This window comes from Singulisphaera chitinilytica (assembly GCF_049331405.1).
GTDB lineage: Bacteria > Planctomycetota > Planctomycetia > Isosphaerales > Isosphaeraceae > PoT.
The window spans coordinates 4,103,511-4,118,956 of the sequence record NZ_CP186274.1; the positions used below are offsets into that span (position 1 = coordinate 4,103,511).

At 63.4% G+C, this 15,446-nt stretch carries 12 protein-coding genes; 7 read left to right on the plus strand and 5 right to left on the minus strand.

The features are described 5' to 3' along the window. The first annotated feature begins 58 nt into the window (after positions 1 to 58). The 7 genes from ACOYYX_RS16475 (at position 59) to typA (ending at position 8,393) form a co-directional block, all read left to right on the plus strand. A complete protein-coding gene (locus ACOYYX_RS16475) occupies positions 59 to 919 on the plus strand; it encodes a metallophosphoesterase family protein (protein ID WP_422931001.1) in 861 nt (286 codons plus the stop codon). Positions 920 to 952: 33 nt separating this feature from the next. After that, positions 953 to 1,630: a metallophosphoesterase family protein gene (locus ACOYYX_RS16480; RefSeq protein WP_422931002.1), complete on the plus strand. Its 678-nt coding sequence runs from the start codon at positions 953 to 955 to the stop codon at positions 1,628 to 1,630. A gap of 132 nt (positions 1,631 to 1,762) precedes the next feature. After that, positions 1,763 to 2,662, plus strand: coding sequence for a rhomboid family intramembrane serine protease (locus ACOYYX_RS16485; protein WP_422931003.1), 900 nt, complete (start codon positions 1,763 to 1,765; stop codon positions 2,660 to 2,662). A gap of 46 nt (positions 2,663 to 2,708) precedes the next feature. Next, positions 2,709 to 3,878 (plus strand): Gfo/Idh/MocA family protein, encoded by a 1,170-nt coding sequence (locus ACOYYX_RS16490; protein ID WP_422931004.1) that lies wholly within the window; start codon positions 2,709 to 2,711, stop codon positions 3,876 to 3,878. Between the two features lie 166 nt (positions 3,879 to 4,044). Next, on the plus strand, positions 4,045 to 4,962 hold the full coding sequence (locus ACOYYX_RS16495; RefSeq protein ID WP_422931005.1) for a sugar phosphate isomerase/epimerase family protein: 918 nt from the start codon (positions 4,045 to 4,047) through the stop codon (positions 4,960 to 4,962). Between the two features lie 7 nt (positions 4,963 to 4,969). Then, a complete protein-coding gene (locus ACOYYX_RS16500; RefSeq protein WP_422931006.1) occupies positions 4,970 to 6,031 on the plus strand; it encodes a glycosyltransferase in 1,062 nt (353 codons plus the stop codon). 535 nt (positions 6,032 to 6,566) lie between these two features. Beyond that, entirely contained in the window at positions 6,567 to 8,393 is a 1,827-nt protein-coding gene (gene typA, locus ACOYYX_RS16505; RefSeq protein ID WP_422931007.1) for a translational GTPase TypA, read from the plus strand. A gap of 110 nt (positions 8,394 to 8,503) precedes the next feature. Here typA and ACOYYX_RS16510 read toward each other — a convergent pair whose 3' ends face one another. The 5 genes from ACOYYX_RS16510 to ACOYYX_RS16530 all read right to left on the minus strand — a co-directional run bounded on the left by ACOYYX_RS16510 (position 8,504) and on the right by ACOYYX_RS16530 (position 15,355). Further along, complete coding sequence (locus tag ACOYYX_RS16510) at positions 8,504 to 9,352, minus strand: sugar phosphate isomerase/epimerase family protein (protein ID WP_422931008.1); 849 nt, start codon at positions 9,350 to 9,352, stop codon at positions 8,504 to 8,506. A gap of 133 nt (positions 9,353 to 9,485) precedes the next feature. Further along, positions 9,486 to 10,634: a Gfo/Idh/MocA family protein gene (locus tag ACOYYX_RS16515; RefSeq protein ID WP_422931009.1), complete on the minus strand. Its 1,149-nt coding sequence runs from the start codon at positions 10,632 to 10,634 to the stop codon at positions 9,486 to 9,488. Between the two features lie 65 nt (positions 10,635 to 10,699). Further along, a complete protein-coding gene (locus ACOYYX_RS16520; RefSeq protein WP_422931010.1) occupies positions 10,700 to 11,755 on the minus strand; it encodes a sugar phosphate isomerase/epimerase family protein in 1,056 nt (351 codons plus the stop codon). A 171-nt stretch (positions 11,756 to 11,926) separates the two neighbouring features. Then, positions 11,927 to 13,162 carry a hypothetical protein gene (locus ACOYYX_RS16525; RefSeq protein ID WP_422931011.1) on the minus strand — a complete coding sequence of 412 codons (1,236 nt, stop codon included), beginning with the start codon at positions 13,160 to 13,162 and terminating at the stop codon, positions 11,927 to 11,929. A 135-nt stretch (positions 13,163 to 13,297) separates the two neighbouring features. Then, positions 13,298 to 15,355, minus strand: coding sequence for an ArnT family glycosyltransferase (locus ACOYYX_RS16530; protein WP_422931012.1), 2,058 nt, complete (start codon positions 15,353 to 15,355; stop codon positions 13,298 to 13,300). Positions 15,356 to 15,446 lie beyond the last annotated feature (91 nt).

A 15,446-nucleotide genomic window follows, 5' to 3' on the forward strand; every position in this document is an offset into this window, starting at 1 on the left:
CTTTGCTTGCCCGTTCCCACTCTCCGCGGTGGGCGTTGCCGATGGACGTCGCTCATCCATGCCCGACCCCGAGAAGCTGCTCACGACCATCCGACGGGCCAGGGATTTCTTCCGCTCGACCCCGGGGCGTCGCGGAGGGGTGGTCACCCTGCCCGCCTCGGCCGAGGTCGTCGTCGTCGGCGACCTCCACGGGAATATCCCCGCGTTCCGTCGGATCCTCGAGTTCGCCAACCTGGGCAAGAACACGAACCGGCATCTCGTGCTTCAAGAGCTGATCCACGGCCCGAGGTTCTATCCGGACGACAAAGGGGACAAGTCGCACCAGCTCGTCGACCTCGTCTCGGCGCTGAAGTGCCAGTACCCGGAGCGCGTCCACCTGATCCTCGGCAACCATGAGCTCTCCGAGATGACCGGGCGGATCATCGGCAAGCATGGGATGGCCCTCAACGCGCAGTTCCGACTCGGGATCGCCACGGCGTATGCCCCTCGCGACGAAGAGGTTTATCGCACCTACCTCGAGCTCTTCGCCGCCCTGCCCCTGGCCGTACGCACGCCGAACCGGGTCTTCCTCTGCCACACCATTCCCGATCCCGCCGACCTCGACAGCTTCAACGTCGGCATCCTCGATGAGGACCACTGGTCGAACGAGGCGATGGCCCGCCACGGCGAGGTCTACGCCATGACCTGGGGTCGAAACATCGAGCCGGAAACGATCGACCGCTTCGCAACCTTGGTCGACGCCGACTGGTTCGTCACCGGCCACCAGCCTTGCGAGGAAGGTTTCCGCCAGGCTAATCACCGGCAGGTCATCATCGACGGGACCGATCCTTATCCCGCGTACTGCGTCTTCTCGGCCGGCGAAGCGGTGACGGTAGAGAAATTGCTCGAAGGCGTGAAGACCCTGCCGATCTTGATCTGAGATCGCGTCGTCATAACCGGATCAATGACCGACATGCGACTCCTCGCCATCAGCGACCTGCACGGCGACCTGGAATCCGCCAGGCGGGCCATCGACCACTTCAAGCCCGACGTACTCCTCTGCTGTGGCGACTGGGGCGACGACGATGAGGTCGACCAGCGAGAATTCGCCGACCTCCCCGCTCGCCTGCCGGTGTTAAGCACGTTCGGGAACCACGACCCGCTCGCACGCCTTCGCGACTTGAAGAACCGCGACGGCTCGAACGTCATGCTCGATCAGGGCGAGACCCGCGAAATTCTTGGCATCCGGATTGCCGCGATCGGAGGCATCTGGGCGAAGTCGCACAAACAGCCATACTACGTCACCGACGAGGACGTGGCCGAGGCTGCGAGCCGGATCGCGGCTCGAGGTCCGGTCGACATCCTGCTGACCCATGGATGTGCCGTCGGCCTGGCCGATATGACGCCAAAGGGCCATCGCGGAGGCCAGCGCTGTTTCCTGCTGGCTAATCAAGCCGTTGCCCCCAGGCTTCATCTGTGTGGGCACCTTCACGTCTCCCAGGAGCGATCCCTCAAGGACGGCCGGCAGGTCATCAACGTGGGGGCGACACCCGAAGGCTCGGTTGTCGCGATCGACGTCGAGGATGGAGTGGTCTCGGCGAGGCTCGAGGAGTTCCCGCTCGGGGGCGGATCGCCGATTCCTCTGCCTTGACGCGCTGCGATCCTCACGGCTTCGCGATACGATGATTGGTGGGTCGCGCCACGTGACGGAGCCTGGCGCTCCAATCAACGTCCGCACCGGGCGCGTCGGTCGCGGCTTTCTCGATGGGTGAGGATCGTTCCTTTGCGGCAACTTGGGACACTCCCGAAGCAGGTCGACCCCGCTCCGTTCGCGGACTACCTGACATCACTCGGGTTCTCGTCGCGGGTCGATGAGGGCCCCCACGGCTGGCTGGTTTGGATCTACGATGAGAATCACCTGAGCCAGGCCAAGGCCGAGTTCGCGAGCTACCTCGAGAATCCATCGGATCCACGCTTCCATTCCGCTCGGGAAACGGCCGCCGCCAGGCGTCGCGAGTTGCAGTTGAAGGACGATCAATACCGCAAGAACGTCCGCGATATGAGGGGAGCCTGGGATAAGCCCAACCTTCACCGCAAGCCGGTGACGGTCTTCCTCATGGTCGTCTCGATCGCCGTCTTCCTGCTGATGCGCTCTCCGACTGAGGGGGAGTGGGTCCTCCGGCACTTGCTCATCTCGAGTTTCCCGGATGAGGTCGAGATCCAGCCTAGCCTGGTCCTGAACGATATTACCCGCCACTGGGAGCTCTGGCGTCTCGTGACGCCCATCTTCATCCACTATGGCGGCATGCATATCCTGTTCAACATGACCGCACTCTGGGCGCTCGGCTCGCTCATCGAGACGAGGCTCGGCTCGCGAACCATGATCGGGCTCGTCCTCGCCACGGCGGTCGCGTCGAACGTCGGGCAGGTCGCCTACGACCTCTCGGTCTCCAGGGCCTCGGCGTTCGGGGGGATGTCGGGGGTGCTGTACGGACTCTTCGGCTACCTCTGGTTGAAAGGGAAGCTCCAGCCCGAGCAAGGCATCATCCTCAATCCGAGTTATGTCCAGATGATGCTCTTCTGGCTGGTCCTGTGCATGACCGGTGTCATGGGCCCCATCGCCAACGGGGCGCACTTCGTGGGGTTGATCATGGGAGCCTTGTTAAGCCTGGCGAGACTCTGAACGTCCCCGAGTCCCGCCTCCTCGCAGCGCACGTCGAAGGGAAATCATGGCTTCACCGACGGTCTTGCCCGGGAAACATCGAGCCGCCCTGATCGGTGGAGGCTTCATCGGCCCTGTCCACGCCGAGGCCCTTCGTCGAATCGGCGTCGAGGTGGCCGGCGTGCTCGGCTCGTCCCCCGAGCGGGCGCAGGGTATGGCCGAGTCGCTCCAGGTCGGGCGGATCTATCGCGACCTCGACGACCTCCTGAGTGATTCTTCCGTCGAGGTGGTCCACATCGCCTCGCCCAACGCCTACCACTTCACCCAGTCCAGGCGTTGTTTGAAAGCCGGGCTGCACGTGGTCTGCGAGAAGCCCCTGGCCACCACCTCGGGCGAGACCTCCGAGTTGAAGCGGCTCTCCGCCGAACGCCCCCTCCAGGTCGCCGCGGTGAACTACAACATTCGCTACTACCCCCTCTGCCTCGAGATGAAGGCGAGGATCAGCCGCGGGGATATCGGCCGGGTGCTCAATGTCTCCGGTTCGTACACGCAGGACTGGCTCCTGCGACCGACCGACTACAACTGGCGTGTCGAGCCGGATGGCGGCACGGACCTCCGCGCCGTGGCCGATATCGGCACGCACTGGATGGATCTCACTCAGTTCATCCTCGGCGACCACATCGAATCCGTCTTCGCCGACCTCGCGACCTTCTTCGAAGAACGTCGCCGCCCCGCCGGATCACGTGAAGCCTTCCAGTCGAACAAGGGCAATGATGCGACGATCCCCGTGCGGATCACAACCGAGGATTACGCCGCCGTCCTCCTCCGCTTCGGGTCGGGCACGCGAGGGACCTTCCATGTCTCGCAGACCTCTGCCGGGCGGAAGAACCGCCTCTTCCTCGAGATCAACGGGAGCGAGGCGTCGCTCGCCTGGGACAGCGAATCGCCCAACCAACTCTGGGTAGGACGCAGGGAGAAGCCAAACCAACTCCTCGAGCGAGACCCTGCCCTGCTATCGCCCCTGGCGGCGGCGGCGAGCCACTACCCTGGTGGTCACGCCGAGGGGTTTCCGGATACCTTCAAGCAGCTCTTCCTCTCGGTCTACAACTCCGTGGGCAACAAGGAGAGCGGCCCGGTCTCCTACCCCACGTTCTCGGACGGCGACAGGGAGGTCCGCATCTGTGAGGCCATCGTGAAGAGCGCCAGTGAGGAACGCTGGGCCTTCGTGGCCGAGTAGACCCAGATATACACATGCCGAGAGCGACGAAGGCCGGGCCGATTCGCGTCGGCATGTTGCACTCGCGTTCCCAAGCACACACAATGGTTGCGACCTGGAAGTGTGAACGAACCCAGGACATCCGACGGGCCGGGATCGCCCGCCCTCCGAACCGAGCTCGTTGACCATGAAAATCGGATTCGTCTCGGCCATCTTGCCGGAATACAACCTCGAGCAGGTACTGAGCTTCGCGGCCGAGGCCGGATTCTCGAGCGTCGAGCTGATGTGCTGGCCCCCCGGCCGCGCCGAGCGTCGCTACGCGGGGGTCACCCACCTCGACGTGACCGGGAAGAACGGGGATGACATCAAGCGGGCCCAGGACCTCGTCGAGACGTACGGCGTGGCGATCTCCGGGCTGGGCTACTACCCGAACCCGCTCACGAGCGACCGCGCCGAGTCCGAGGCGGCCGTCGCCCACCTGCACAAGCTGATCGACGCGTCGGCCGACATGGGCATTGGGGTGGTGAACTCGTTCGTCGGCCGCGACCCCGCGCTTTCCGTCGACGCCAACTGGCCGAGGTTCCTGGAAGTCTGGTGCCCGCTGGTTAAACACGCCGACGACCGGAACGTCCGGATCGGGATCGAGAACTGTCCGATGCTCTTCACGGCCGACGAGTGGCCGGGGGGCAAGAACCTCGCGACGACCCCGGCCATCTGGCGGCGGATGTACGAGGACATCCCGAGCCCCAACTTCGGCCTGAACTTCGACCCGTCGCACTTCATCTGGCAGCAGATCGATTACATCACACCGCTCGCCGAGTTTGCCCCGAGGCTCGTGCATGTTCACGCCAAGGACGCCCGCATCGAACGCGCGGCGCTGAACGATCACGGTGTCCTGAGCTATCCCAAACTCTGGCATACGCCCAAGCTCCCGGGCCTCGGCGACGTCCGCTGGGGTGCGTTCCTCGGGGCGCTGGCCGACACCGGCTACGATGGCCACCTCGCGATCGAGGTCGAGGACCGCGCGTTCGAGGGTTCGGTCGAGAAGAGGCGCGAGTCGCTCATCATCAGTCGACGCCACCTCATCCAATACATCGCCGGCTGACCGCTCCATGAATCCCATGCAGACCATGCCTCCCCGCGACCCGAACGAGACGTCGACGCTCGACCTCTCTGTCCTCGTCCCGGTCTACAACGAAGTGGCCAACGTCGAGCCTCTCTTCGACGAGCTGGATCAGACCCTCAAGGGACTATCCCTCTCGTATGAGATGATCTTCGTCGACGACGGCTCGACCGACGGCACCGCCGCCCGCCTGTCCGAGATCCAGGATCGAGACCCGGAGCATGTCCGCGTCGCCTTCCTCCGCCGCAACTGCGGCCAGACCGCGGCACTCTCCGCCGCGCTCGACCTCGCCCGCGGGATGATCCTGATCCCGATGGACGGCGACCTCCAGAACGACCCGGCCGACATCCCGCGACTGCTCGAACGACTCGATCAGGGCTTCGACGTCGTCTCCGGCTGGCGTCGAGATCGCAAGGACCGGCTCGTCACGCGGAAAGTCCCTTCCTGGATCGCCAATCGATTGGTCGCTCGTCTTTCAGGGGTTCCCCTGCACGACTTCGGCTGCACGATGAAGGCGTACCGTCGCCGGGTGCTTGAAGGTGTCAGGCTCTATGGCGAGATGCATCGGTTCATCCCCGTCTTCGCCACCTGGCAAGGCGCCCGGGTCACCGAACTAGTCGTCAACCACCGTGCCCGCAAGGCCGGGCGGACGAAATACGGGCTCGGGCGCACCTTCAACGTGGTGCTCGACCTGATCCTCATCCGGTTCTTCCAGCTCTACGCCCAGCGCCCCATCCACCTCTTCGGCCGCATCGGGATCTGGTCGATCGCGCTCAGCTTCCTCATGTTTGCCCTGATGCTCTACTACAAGTTCCTCCATCATCCGCTTACCGGCTATGGAGCGAAGACCTTCATAGAGACTCCCTTGCCCCTGCTCGCCGTCTTCTTCTTCCTGATGGGTGTCCAGAGCATCCTCATGGGTGTGCTCGCCGAGATGATCATGCGAACGTATTATGAATCTCAGGCGAAGACGACGTACCTGCTCGGCGAGGTACGACAGGGGCCCCACTCCTCCTCCGGCGGTGATGGCAAGCCGACTCCAGGCTCCTGAGTCAAGGAGTGGCCGACTGCATCGTCTGTTCAAGAATCGCACCGACTATCGGCAATAACGCCAACTCCACTTGGATCCAACGATAAGCTCAGGCGAATTCGACGTGCATCATTGGATGAGGGGCACGCCGTCGGTCGTGTTAACTCGCCCTGGTCAGCCATTTCGCGCAGGACTCGCCGTTTCGCGAGCCTCCCGCGTCGTCGCCACGCCGGACGCGGGCATGACGACTTTCATGTGGACACAATTCCTTGTTCACCCCGCAATCCTGTTAGCAAGTTGACGTTTGCGTGTCGAATGCCAGCCAAGAAAATCAGATCCAGCTTCAGTCGTTAACCTCTACAAGAAATAGGCTTACATCACTTTTGAAGTCCCGAGGCGGTGCGTCAGATCGACTCGAATGGCTTCGACACGACTTCTTCCCTTGTCCAGAACGGCGTCTGCCGCTACGATATTGATGACTGATCGAGTTCGGTAGCGCTCGCCGTACGCTCATGCCTTCTTAAGGCCCGCCCTCTTCTTGGCGGACTCCATTCCCATGACTCGACGTGAAGACATCCGAAACGTGGCGATCATCGCACACGTTGACCACGGTAAGACAACGCTGGTGGACGCCATGCTCCGCCAGTCCGGCCAGTTCCGCGCGAGTCAGCTCGTCGGCGAGTGCATCCTCGACTCGAACGACCAAGAGCGCGAGCGCGGCATCACGATCTTGGCCAAGAATATCGCCATCGCCTATGGCGACACCAAGATCAACATCATCGACACGCCGGGCCACGCCGACTTCGGCGGTGAAGTCGAGCGGACCCTCCAGATGGCCGATGGTGCCCTGGTGCTGGTCGACTCCTTCGAAGGTCCGATGCCGCAGACCAAGTTCGTGCTGCGCAAGGCTTTCGAGAACAAGATCCGGCCGATCGTGGTCATCAACAAGATCGACCGCCCCGACGCCCGGCCCGACGAGGTCCTCAACGAGATCTTCGACACGTTCGTCGAGCTCGACGCCGATGAGGACGCGCTCGAGTTCTCCTACATCTTCGCCTCGGGCCGATCCGGCTTCGCCTCCCACGACCCCAAGGCGACCTCCGGCGACATCCGGCCGCTGCTGGACTTGATCGTCGAGAAGGTCCCCGGGCCCGAAGTCGACATGGACGCCCCGTTCAGCATGCTCTGCACGACGCTCGACTTCTCCGAGTACGTCGGGCGGATCGCGATCGGGCGCATCAGCACCGGCCGGGTCAAGAAGGGCCAGAAGGCCGCCCTGATCAAGGCCGAGAACGCGCTCACGAGCGGCTCGATCGATAACCTGCTCGTGTTCGACAAGCTCGGCCGCACCGAAGTGAAGGAAGCCGGCGCCGGCGACCTCGTCGCCATCGTGGGCTTCGGCGGCGTCGAGATCGGCGATACCATCGCCTGTGCCGAGACACCGATCGCCCTGCCCCGTATCGAGGTGGGCGAGCCGACCCTCAGCATGCTCTTCACAATCAACGACTCCCCGCTGACGGGCGAAGGTGAGTACCTGACTTCGCGCCACTTGAAGGAGCGCTTCGACCGCGAACTGCGATCGAACGTCGCCCTCCGGGTCGAGCCGACCGAACAGCGTGACTCGTTCATGGTCTCGGGGCGCGGCCTGCTCCACCTGTCCGTCCTCATCGAGAGCATGAGGCGCGAAGGCTACGAACTGGCCGTCGGCAAGCCCGAAGTCATCATGAGGAATATCAACGGCATCGAGCACGAGCCGTATGAGTACCTCGTGGTCGACGTACCGCACGGCCAGATGGGACCGGTCATGGAACTGGTCGGGGCTCGCCGGGGCGAACTCTCCAAGATGGACGTGAAGGGGGCCTACGCCCACCTCGAGTTCATGATCCCCGCCCGAGGCTTGCTCGGCCTCCGCACGCGGCTCCTCAGCGCGACGCAGGGTGAGGCGATTATGCACCATAACTTCCACGGCTATCAGCCGTTCCGCGGCGACATCCCCCGCCGGGCGAACGGCGTGATGGTGAGCATGGTCCGCGGCCAGGCCGTGGCCTTCGCCCTGGATAGCTTGCAGGAACGCGGGACGATGTTCGTGCAGCCTGGCGACGAGGTCTACCAGGGCATGATCATCGCCGAGAACGCCCGCGGCGACGACATGGTCGTCAACCCCTGCAAGGAAAAGAAGCTGACCAACATGCGGGCCTCGGGCTCGGACAAGAACGTCCTGCTCAAGCCGCCCCGCATGATCACGCTTGAGATCGCCCTCGAGTACATCGAGTCCGATGAACTCGTCGAGATCACCCCCTCCAAGATCCGCCTTCGCAAGAAGGAATTGACCGAGGAAGGCCGCAAGCGGGCCGAACGCGGCAGCAAGAAGGTCGGCGTCTGACGCGACCTTCGAGGATCGAAAGCTAAAGGGCCGGCCCGAGGATCACATCCTCGGGCCGGCCCTTTTCATTTTTCAGACTACTTTTGAGGAGAAAGTCTCCTCCTCAGGTCTCAGGCCTTGCCGGTCTTCTGCTTGATGAAGGCCAGGCCATCCTTGCAGAGGCCGATCGGATCCGGGAAGAGGTCACGCCAGACGCGGGTCGCGGCGGCGAGTGCGGGTAGGGCCCGGCCGAAGGCCTCGATCGTGACGTAGCCGTTGAAGCCGCTATCCTTGATGCCCGACCAGTACGAATCCCAGTGAACCTGTCCGGTCCCCGGGACGCCTCGATCATTCTCGGAGACGTGGATGTGAATGGTGTCGGCGGCGCACGAGGCGATCGCCTTGGCCTGATCCTTCTCCTCGATGTGGGCGTGGAAGCTGTCGTACATCATCTTGAGCGACGGATGATTGACGGCCCGCACGAACTTGACCGTGTCCGCGGCGGTGGTCAGGAAATAGTTCTCGAAGCGGTTGAGGTACTCGACCGCGATCTTGATGTCGCGAGCCTTGGCGATCTCGGCCGCCTTGCTCAGGGTCTCGACCCCCGCCTTGAACTCGTCTTCGGTCGGCCCTTGGCCCGAGAAGACGCCGATGGCCGAGTGGGTCGGGCCGCAGAGGATCTCGCAGCCGAACGCGGCGCAGCAATTTAGGACCTTGTCGAGGTGGGCGACGGCCGCGGCGCGGATCGCGGGATCGGGCGAGATCGGGTTCGTCTCGGGGCTCATGACCGTGACGCCCGTGGCGCCGAGGCCCAGGCTCTTAAGTCGCTTGCCCAGGCGTTCGTACGGGGCGACGTCGTCGATGGCGAAGACCGGGATTTCGACGGAGTCGAAGCCGATCTCCTTGAGCTGCTCGAGCAAGGCGTCGTGCTCGCTCGTCACTTCCGAGGTCCACAGCAGAAGGTTCATGCCGGTCTTCATGGATACGTCCTCATCGATTCCAGTCGAGCCTTGGCGGTTGGGTAGGCCGCAGCGTGGGTCGGCCCTCTTCAACCTCTGGACATGCGTGATGCCTGAGAAGGAGAGGGCCGATCGCTGACATTCGCGGGTTTCGTCAGACCGGGACCACGTTTTCCCAGCGGCCGAGCTCGGCCGAGTCGAGGACGGCGTCGCAGACGGCCTGGGTCGCCAGGGCCTCGCGGAAGGTCGGACTCGTGGACTTGCCGGAGGCGTAACCTTCGAGGAAGTCGGCAACCTGGTGGACGAACGTGTGCTCGTAGCCGATCTGGAGGCCCGGCACCCACCAGTGCTTCATGTACGGGTGGTCGGGGTCGGTGACGTGGATCGACCGCCAGCCGCGGAGGTTCGACTCGTCACCGTGGGAGAAGAACTGGAGCCGATGAAGGTCGTGGAGGTCCCACTTCAGCGAGGCCTTCTCGCCGTTGATCTCCAACGTGTAGAGGGCCTTATGGCCGCGGGCGTAGCGCGTCGACTCGAAGAGGCCGAGCGAGCCGTTGTCGAACTTGCAGAGGAAGGCACAGGCGTCGTCGATCTTCACCGGCTCGACCTTGCCCGTCAGGCTATGCTTGCGCTCCTTGACGAAGGTCTCGGTCATGGCCGAGACGCTCGCGATCGAGCCGTTGAGCCACAGGGCCGTGTCGATGCAGTGGGCCAGCAGGTCGCCCGTGACGCCCGAGCCGGCGGCGGCGGCGTCGAGCCGCCATAGCCCCGCCCCGCCCTGGGGCAGGTCGGCGGAGATTGTCCAGTCCTGGAGGAAGTTGGCGCGGTAGTGGAAGATCTTGCCCAGGCGGCCTTCTTCGATCAAGCGCTTGGCCAGGGTCACGGCCGGGACGCGGCGGTAGTTGTACCAGACCGTGTTGATGACGCCGGCCTTCTCAACCGCCTCGACCATCTTCTGGCCTTCGACCAGGTCCATCGAGAGGGGCTTCTCGCAGAGGATGGCCTTGCCGGCAGCGGCCGCCGCCAGGGCGATCTCGGCGTGCGTGTTGTTTGGCGTGCAGATGTCGATCGCGTCGATATCCTTGCGCTCGACGAGCTTCCGCCAGTCGGTCTCGTACGACTCGTAGCCCCACTTCTCGGCGAACGCCTTGGCGTTCTCCTCGCTACGCCCGCAGACCGCCTTCAGGACCGGCTTGTACTCGAGGTCGAAGAAGTCGCCGACGCGCTTGTAGCCGTTGGAGTGGGTCCGGCCCATGAAGCCATAGCCGACGAGGCCGATTCTCAATTCTTTCTTCGAGGCCATTGTTCACCTGATAATGTGAGCGTATTTGGAAGATGTCGAGCCGGGGGCGACGGTCGCCGATGGCCTCATTCCGGCCAGCCGTGGGCGTCACGCACGGCGATCATCTTGGTGAGGATGTCATTCCAGGTCTTGGGCTCGGTCATGACGGCGTTGGGGAACATGCAGCCGTCCCAGCATATGTGCTTGAACTTCTTGGTCAGGTTCCCGCTCTCGTCGCGGAGCCAGAAGCCGGCATGGTGCGGGATGTCGAGCTTGCCGTTGGGGTCGGTCGCCAGGCAGTGGCGCCCGGTGTGGTCGTGCGACCCCGAGCCGAAGACGGTCGCGTCGTTCTGGGCGACGTGGAAGTCGATCGTCCAGGGGCGGAGCGCGTTGGTCAGTGTCTTGAGGGCGTCGTCGAGGACCGACTTGTCCTTCCAGTCATAGCCTTCCGGGAGGATGCGGTCTTCCGGGGCGTTCTCGCCGAGCGTGTAGAGCAAGGTGTGGGCCATGTCGGCCTGGAACCCGACGGTCTCGGGCTCGCCGACTCGCTCGAGGAGGTCGACCATCTTCCGCCAGGAGTGCATGCCGCCCCAGCAGATTTCCCCTTCGGCGGCGAGCTTCTCGCCGTGGTCCTTGGCGATCTTGCCGGCCTGCTTGAAGGTCTCGGCGATCTTGCGCTGACTTCCTTCGGGATCGACGGCCCACTCGGCCGGGCTGGCCGCGGAATCGAACCGAACGACGCCATAAGGACGTACGCCCAGCTCGCGCAGGGTCTTGGCGATCCGGCATCCCTTCTTGACCTGCTCGAGGAACTTCTTGCGTCCTTCGCCCTCGTCGATGGCGGAACCGCCGCCCGTCGGCGGCCAGACCGGCGCGACGACCGAGCCGACGACCAGGCCGTACGACTTGATTTTGTCGGCGAGCGCCTTGAGGTCGTCGTCGCTGGAGTCGATGTCGACGTGTGGCGCGAACAGGAAGAGGTCGACGCCGTCGAACTTGATGCCGTCGACTTCGGCCGCGGCCGTCAGCTTGAGCATCGTGTCGAGTTCAATCGCCGGCTCGGAGCCGTCGCCCTTGCCGACGACCCCGGGCCAGGCCGCGTTGTGCAACTTCGGGAAGGTGTTGGGGTGCTGCGCGCTCATCGAGATCTCTCCCTCGTTCCGCACGGGGCGAAGCCTCGCCAGCTCATCCCCGGGATCGATTGAATCGTCTGGATCAATCTAGGCGTGTGTCAGGAACAACTCCGGCCCCGGGTCCTTTGCGGCCTCGATGGGCCGGCGAAAGACGACGGGGCCGGACGACGGACGGGACGATCAGCGGCTCTTGCGATAATCGCCGATGGCCGGGGCGTTCGGGTGGATGTCGGGCCCGAAGTAGCGGAGGCTCACGAAGGGCTCGGTGCCCGTGTTCGTGAATGTGACCCCTTCCTTGGCCCGCTTGTCGGTGACGAAGACTTCGTCCTTCGTCATCTCGCCGAAGCGGATGAAGACCGGGCAGTCGACGTCGAGCTTGCCGATCGTGCCGCGGCCCTGGGTCAGGACGAGGCCGTAGGCCCCCTGGTCCTTGATCGTGACCGACTTGCCGGGGAGGACCGTCAGTTCACGGGCGGTGAACAGGTCCTTGCCGTCGACCTTGCCGTAGACGATCCACTTGTCGAGGAAACCCTCGGCCTCCGAGCCGGCATGGACGATCGGCTCGAGGTAGTTGTGATCCTTGAAGTCGGGGTCGACGTTCCGTTCCCAATCGAGCTGCTCAATCAGGTAGTCGAGGTCGCGGTGCTTGTCCTCGGGGACATCCTTGACGAGCAGTTCCCAGGGAACCCGACGGCCTTCGACCATCGACTGGTACATGCCGAAGACGTCCGAACCCCACTGCGGCTCGTAGGTGACCAGCGAGCCGGGGGCATGCAGGACGCAGGGGGGGATCAGCCAGCCGGTGCCCGGCTTGAGGCGGTAGGCCTTCGAGTAGTCGAGGATCCCGTTGTCCCCTTCGTCCCAGCGCTCGAGGCAGCGGCGGATGTCTTCCTTCTTCGTCCCGGGCTCGAAGCCCATGAACGTGTAAGGGAAGTTGTTGCCGGTCCAGTTGAGCTGCGGGGGGAAGTAGTAGCTCTCGGGCTTGCCTTCGCGACCGAGCAGCGCGGCCTGCTCGGCCGACTGGTGCATGTGGTGCGGGATCGGCCCGAGGTTATCGAAGAACTTGCTATAGACGGGCCACTTCTTGTAAGTGTCCCAGATCTTGGCGCCGATCATCTCGGTGCCGTGGTGGCCGATGGCGTCCTTGAGGGTGAACCGGTCGCCCTCATGGACGACGTAGCTCAAACCTTCATCATCCGGGGCACCCTCGTTGGCGGCGGGGGTCGTCGAGGCGAACCAGCGTTCGTCGATGCCGCCACGGTGCGTGCCCAACGCGTAGAGGTCGGACGCGGCCAGCTTGAGCCGACGGCCCGGCATCAAGAACGAACGCGGCACCCACGTGGGGGCCAGCCGCAGGATACCTTCACCGGCGTCGAGCGCCGCGCGGGCTCGCGCGGCGAGTTGTTGATCACTCATCCGTCCCAATCTCCCACCCTGACAAATGAACCCGGACCAGCTTCATGACCCCTTCGCGCCGGGACTCAACGTTCTAAACCCAAGCTGGCCCAGACGCAAGAAAAAATTCAGCGTAGAACGCGGCTTCCCCCGGGCTTAACGACTCGGCGGCGACCAATAATGCCGAAGGCGCTCGGAGTCCTCGGGGGTGACCCGGTAAATGTTGATCGAGTATCCGATGTTGGCGATCGGCTTGAGATCCTGGAAGTAGCCGAAGGCATTGAACCAGGACTCCCAGGGAGCAATGCGCGACGGGTCGTAAATGCGATACGGCAGGCCATGGAGAAGCGAGACGCTCACGGCATATAAACCGGGGCGAATCGAGCCACTCTTCACTGCATCTCGGGCACTCAAGGGCACTAGTGGCATAGTTTCCGGGAGCGGCGGGGGCAGGAACCAGGGAAACCCGCCCTCCTGCCTCAAGTTGAAGATGCTGGGGTTGATCTGACCGAAGTAGGCAACCCCGATCCGTTCCCCCTTGGCGTTTGCGTCAATCCAGCGCTTGAGGCCGACGAGGTCTTGGCCCCAATCGAGGTTGCTGTCGATCAGGTGCAACGCCCCGTTCGCGGGCCCGCCGGAGACGTCATTGAAATAGGCGAGGTAGTGGGGATGGATCCTCAGGGTGGCGGTTACCGTCCCCAGCAAACAGACCGCGACGAACCCGGACGCAACCCAATGCCCCCGTTTCCTGAACCCGGATGCCCAGGGAATCACCTTTCCCGCGGAGACGTAGATGTAGGGGAAGGCCGGCAGGACGTAACGCAGACCAATGTTGATGTTCGTGAAAAAGGTGATCGCGGTCATGATCACAGTGGGCACGGCCAGTACCGCGAACTCGTCGAACCAGGCGGCTCGTGAACGCCTTGAGCCGATCAACAGTACCCACGAGGTAAGGACAATCAGCCAGGTGCCCTCCGGGACTTTATACGCAAGTGCGGCGATATAATAATACCACCAACTCTTTTGCTGCAGTACTCCGTTAAGGTAGACGGGATACCCTCGGAGTTCATCACCTCCAGCAGGGCCGATGAACTTCTCGGGTACGCCCTCGGCTTCGATCTTCTGGTCGTCGAACCCGAGCATATAGTGCTCGGGCAGCGGAACAGGAATGGAACCGAGCAAAGTCCCTCGGAATCGATTAACCCGATACTTCAAGGCTCTGTTGCGGAGCATATCGGGGTCATCTGGTCGCCACATCCCCGGTGGGACCGGTTCCGTCAGCGTCTTGCATATGAATTCATATCGACCCAGCGGTATCCCGACACCTTCGAAGCCATAGCCGACGTCGATCGTGAGGAAGCTGAGGACGAGAATCAGAAGTCCCTGCCCTGCCCCCACGAGCAATCGGCGAAGCCTCCGGGTGGTGTCTTGGTTGATGAGCAGATGGAGCAAACCCATGATCGGCCAGATCCCGTAGAGGAGGATCAGGCTGAACTTGGAGAGTTGCGCCAGTCCCAGCACAACGCCCGTGCATGTCGCCCGAAACCATGTCGACTTCTGGAGGTAGAGCCAGAAGACGAACGTGGCGAGGATCCCGAAGGCTGAGGAGCCGATGTCGGTGGTGATGAGCCGGCAGTGGGCCAGCACGTTCGGGCAGAAGCACCAGAGAGCCAGGCTGAGCAGCCCGCCTCCCGCCCCATAGAGCCGCTTCGACCAGAAGAACACCACCAGGCCCGCCAGCACCGAGAAGAAGGGCATGATAATCCGGGAACGCGTGAACAACTCGAAATAATCGTGGGCATTCCGTTCCATGAAATCATGGGCGAACGCCGCCTTGTTCAGTGGCTCGACATTCCAGGTCGAAGACCTGGAATCATAGGGCATGTCGATGTTCCCACCCAGAATCAGCGGCAGGGCCGCCACGAGCTTGATGAGCGGCGGGTTGTGGTGGTAGAGGCGAAACGTCCCCTTCTGCCAGTAGGTGATTGCCGCCGGCAGGTGGATCACCTCGTCGATCGTCGGGTTCTCGAGGATCAGGCTCCTGGTCGCGAGCCCCAGGTGGATCGCCAGGAGAACGGCCACTGCGAAGGACAGGCGGAATCGGCTCCAGAACGGTGCGGCCGGTGTGGGCGGTACTTCCGTGGCTTGAGGTGCAGGCGATTCCGCGGCCTTCGCGGGACTGGCATTGGGCGAACGTCTAGGGCGGCGGGCCATGACTGCTAGATCTCCCCACTCGGGTCACACGCGAAGCCGAACCACCAGTGTCTGACACCATCGCGTCGCGGCCCGATCCATTGCAAACGAT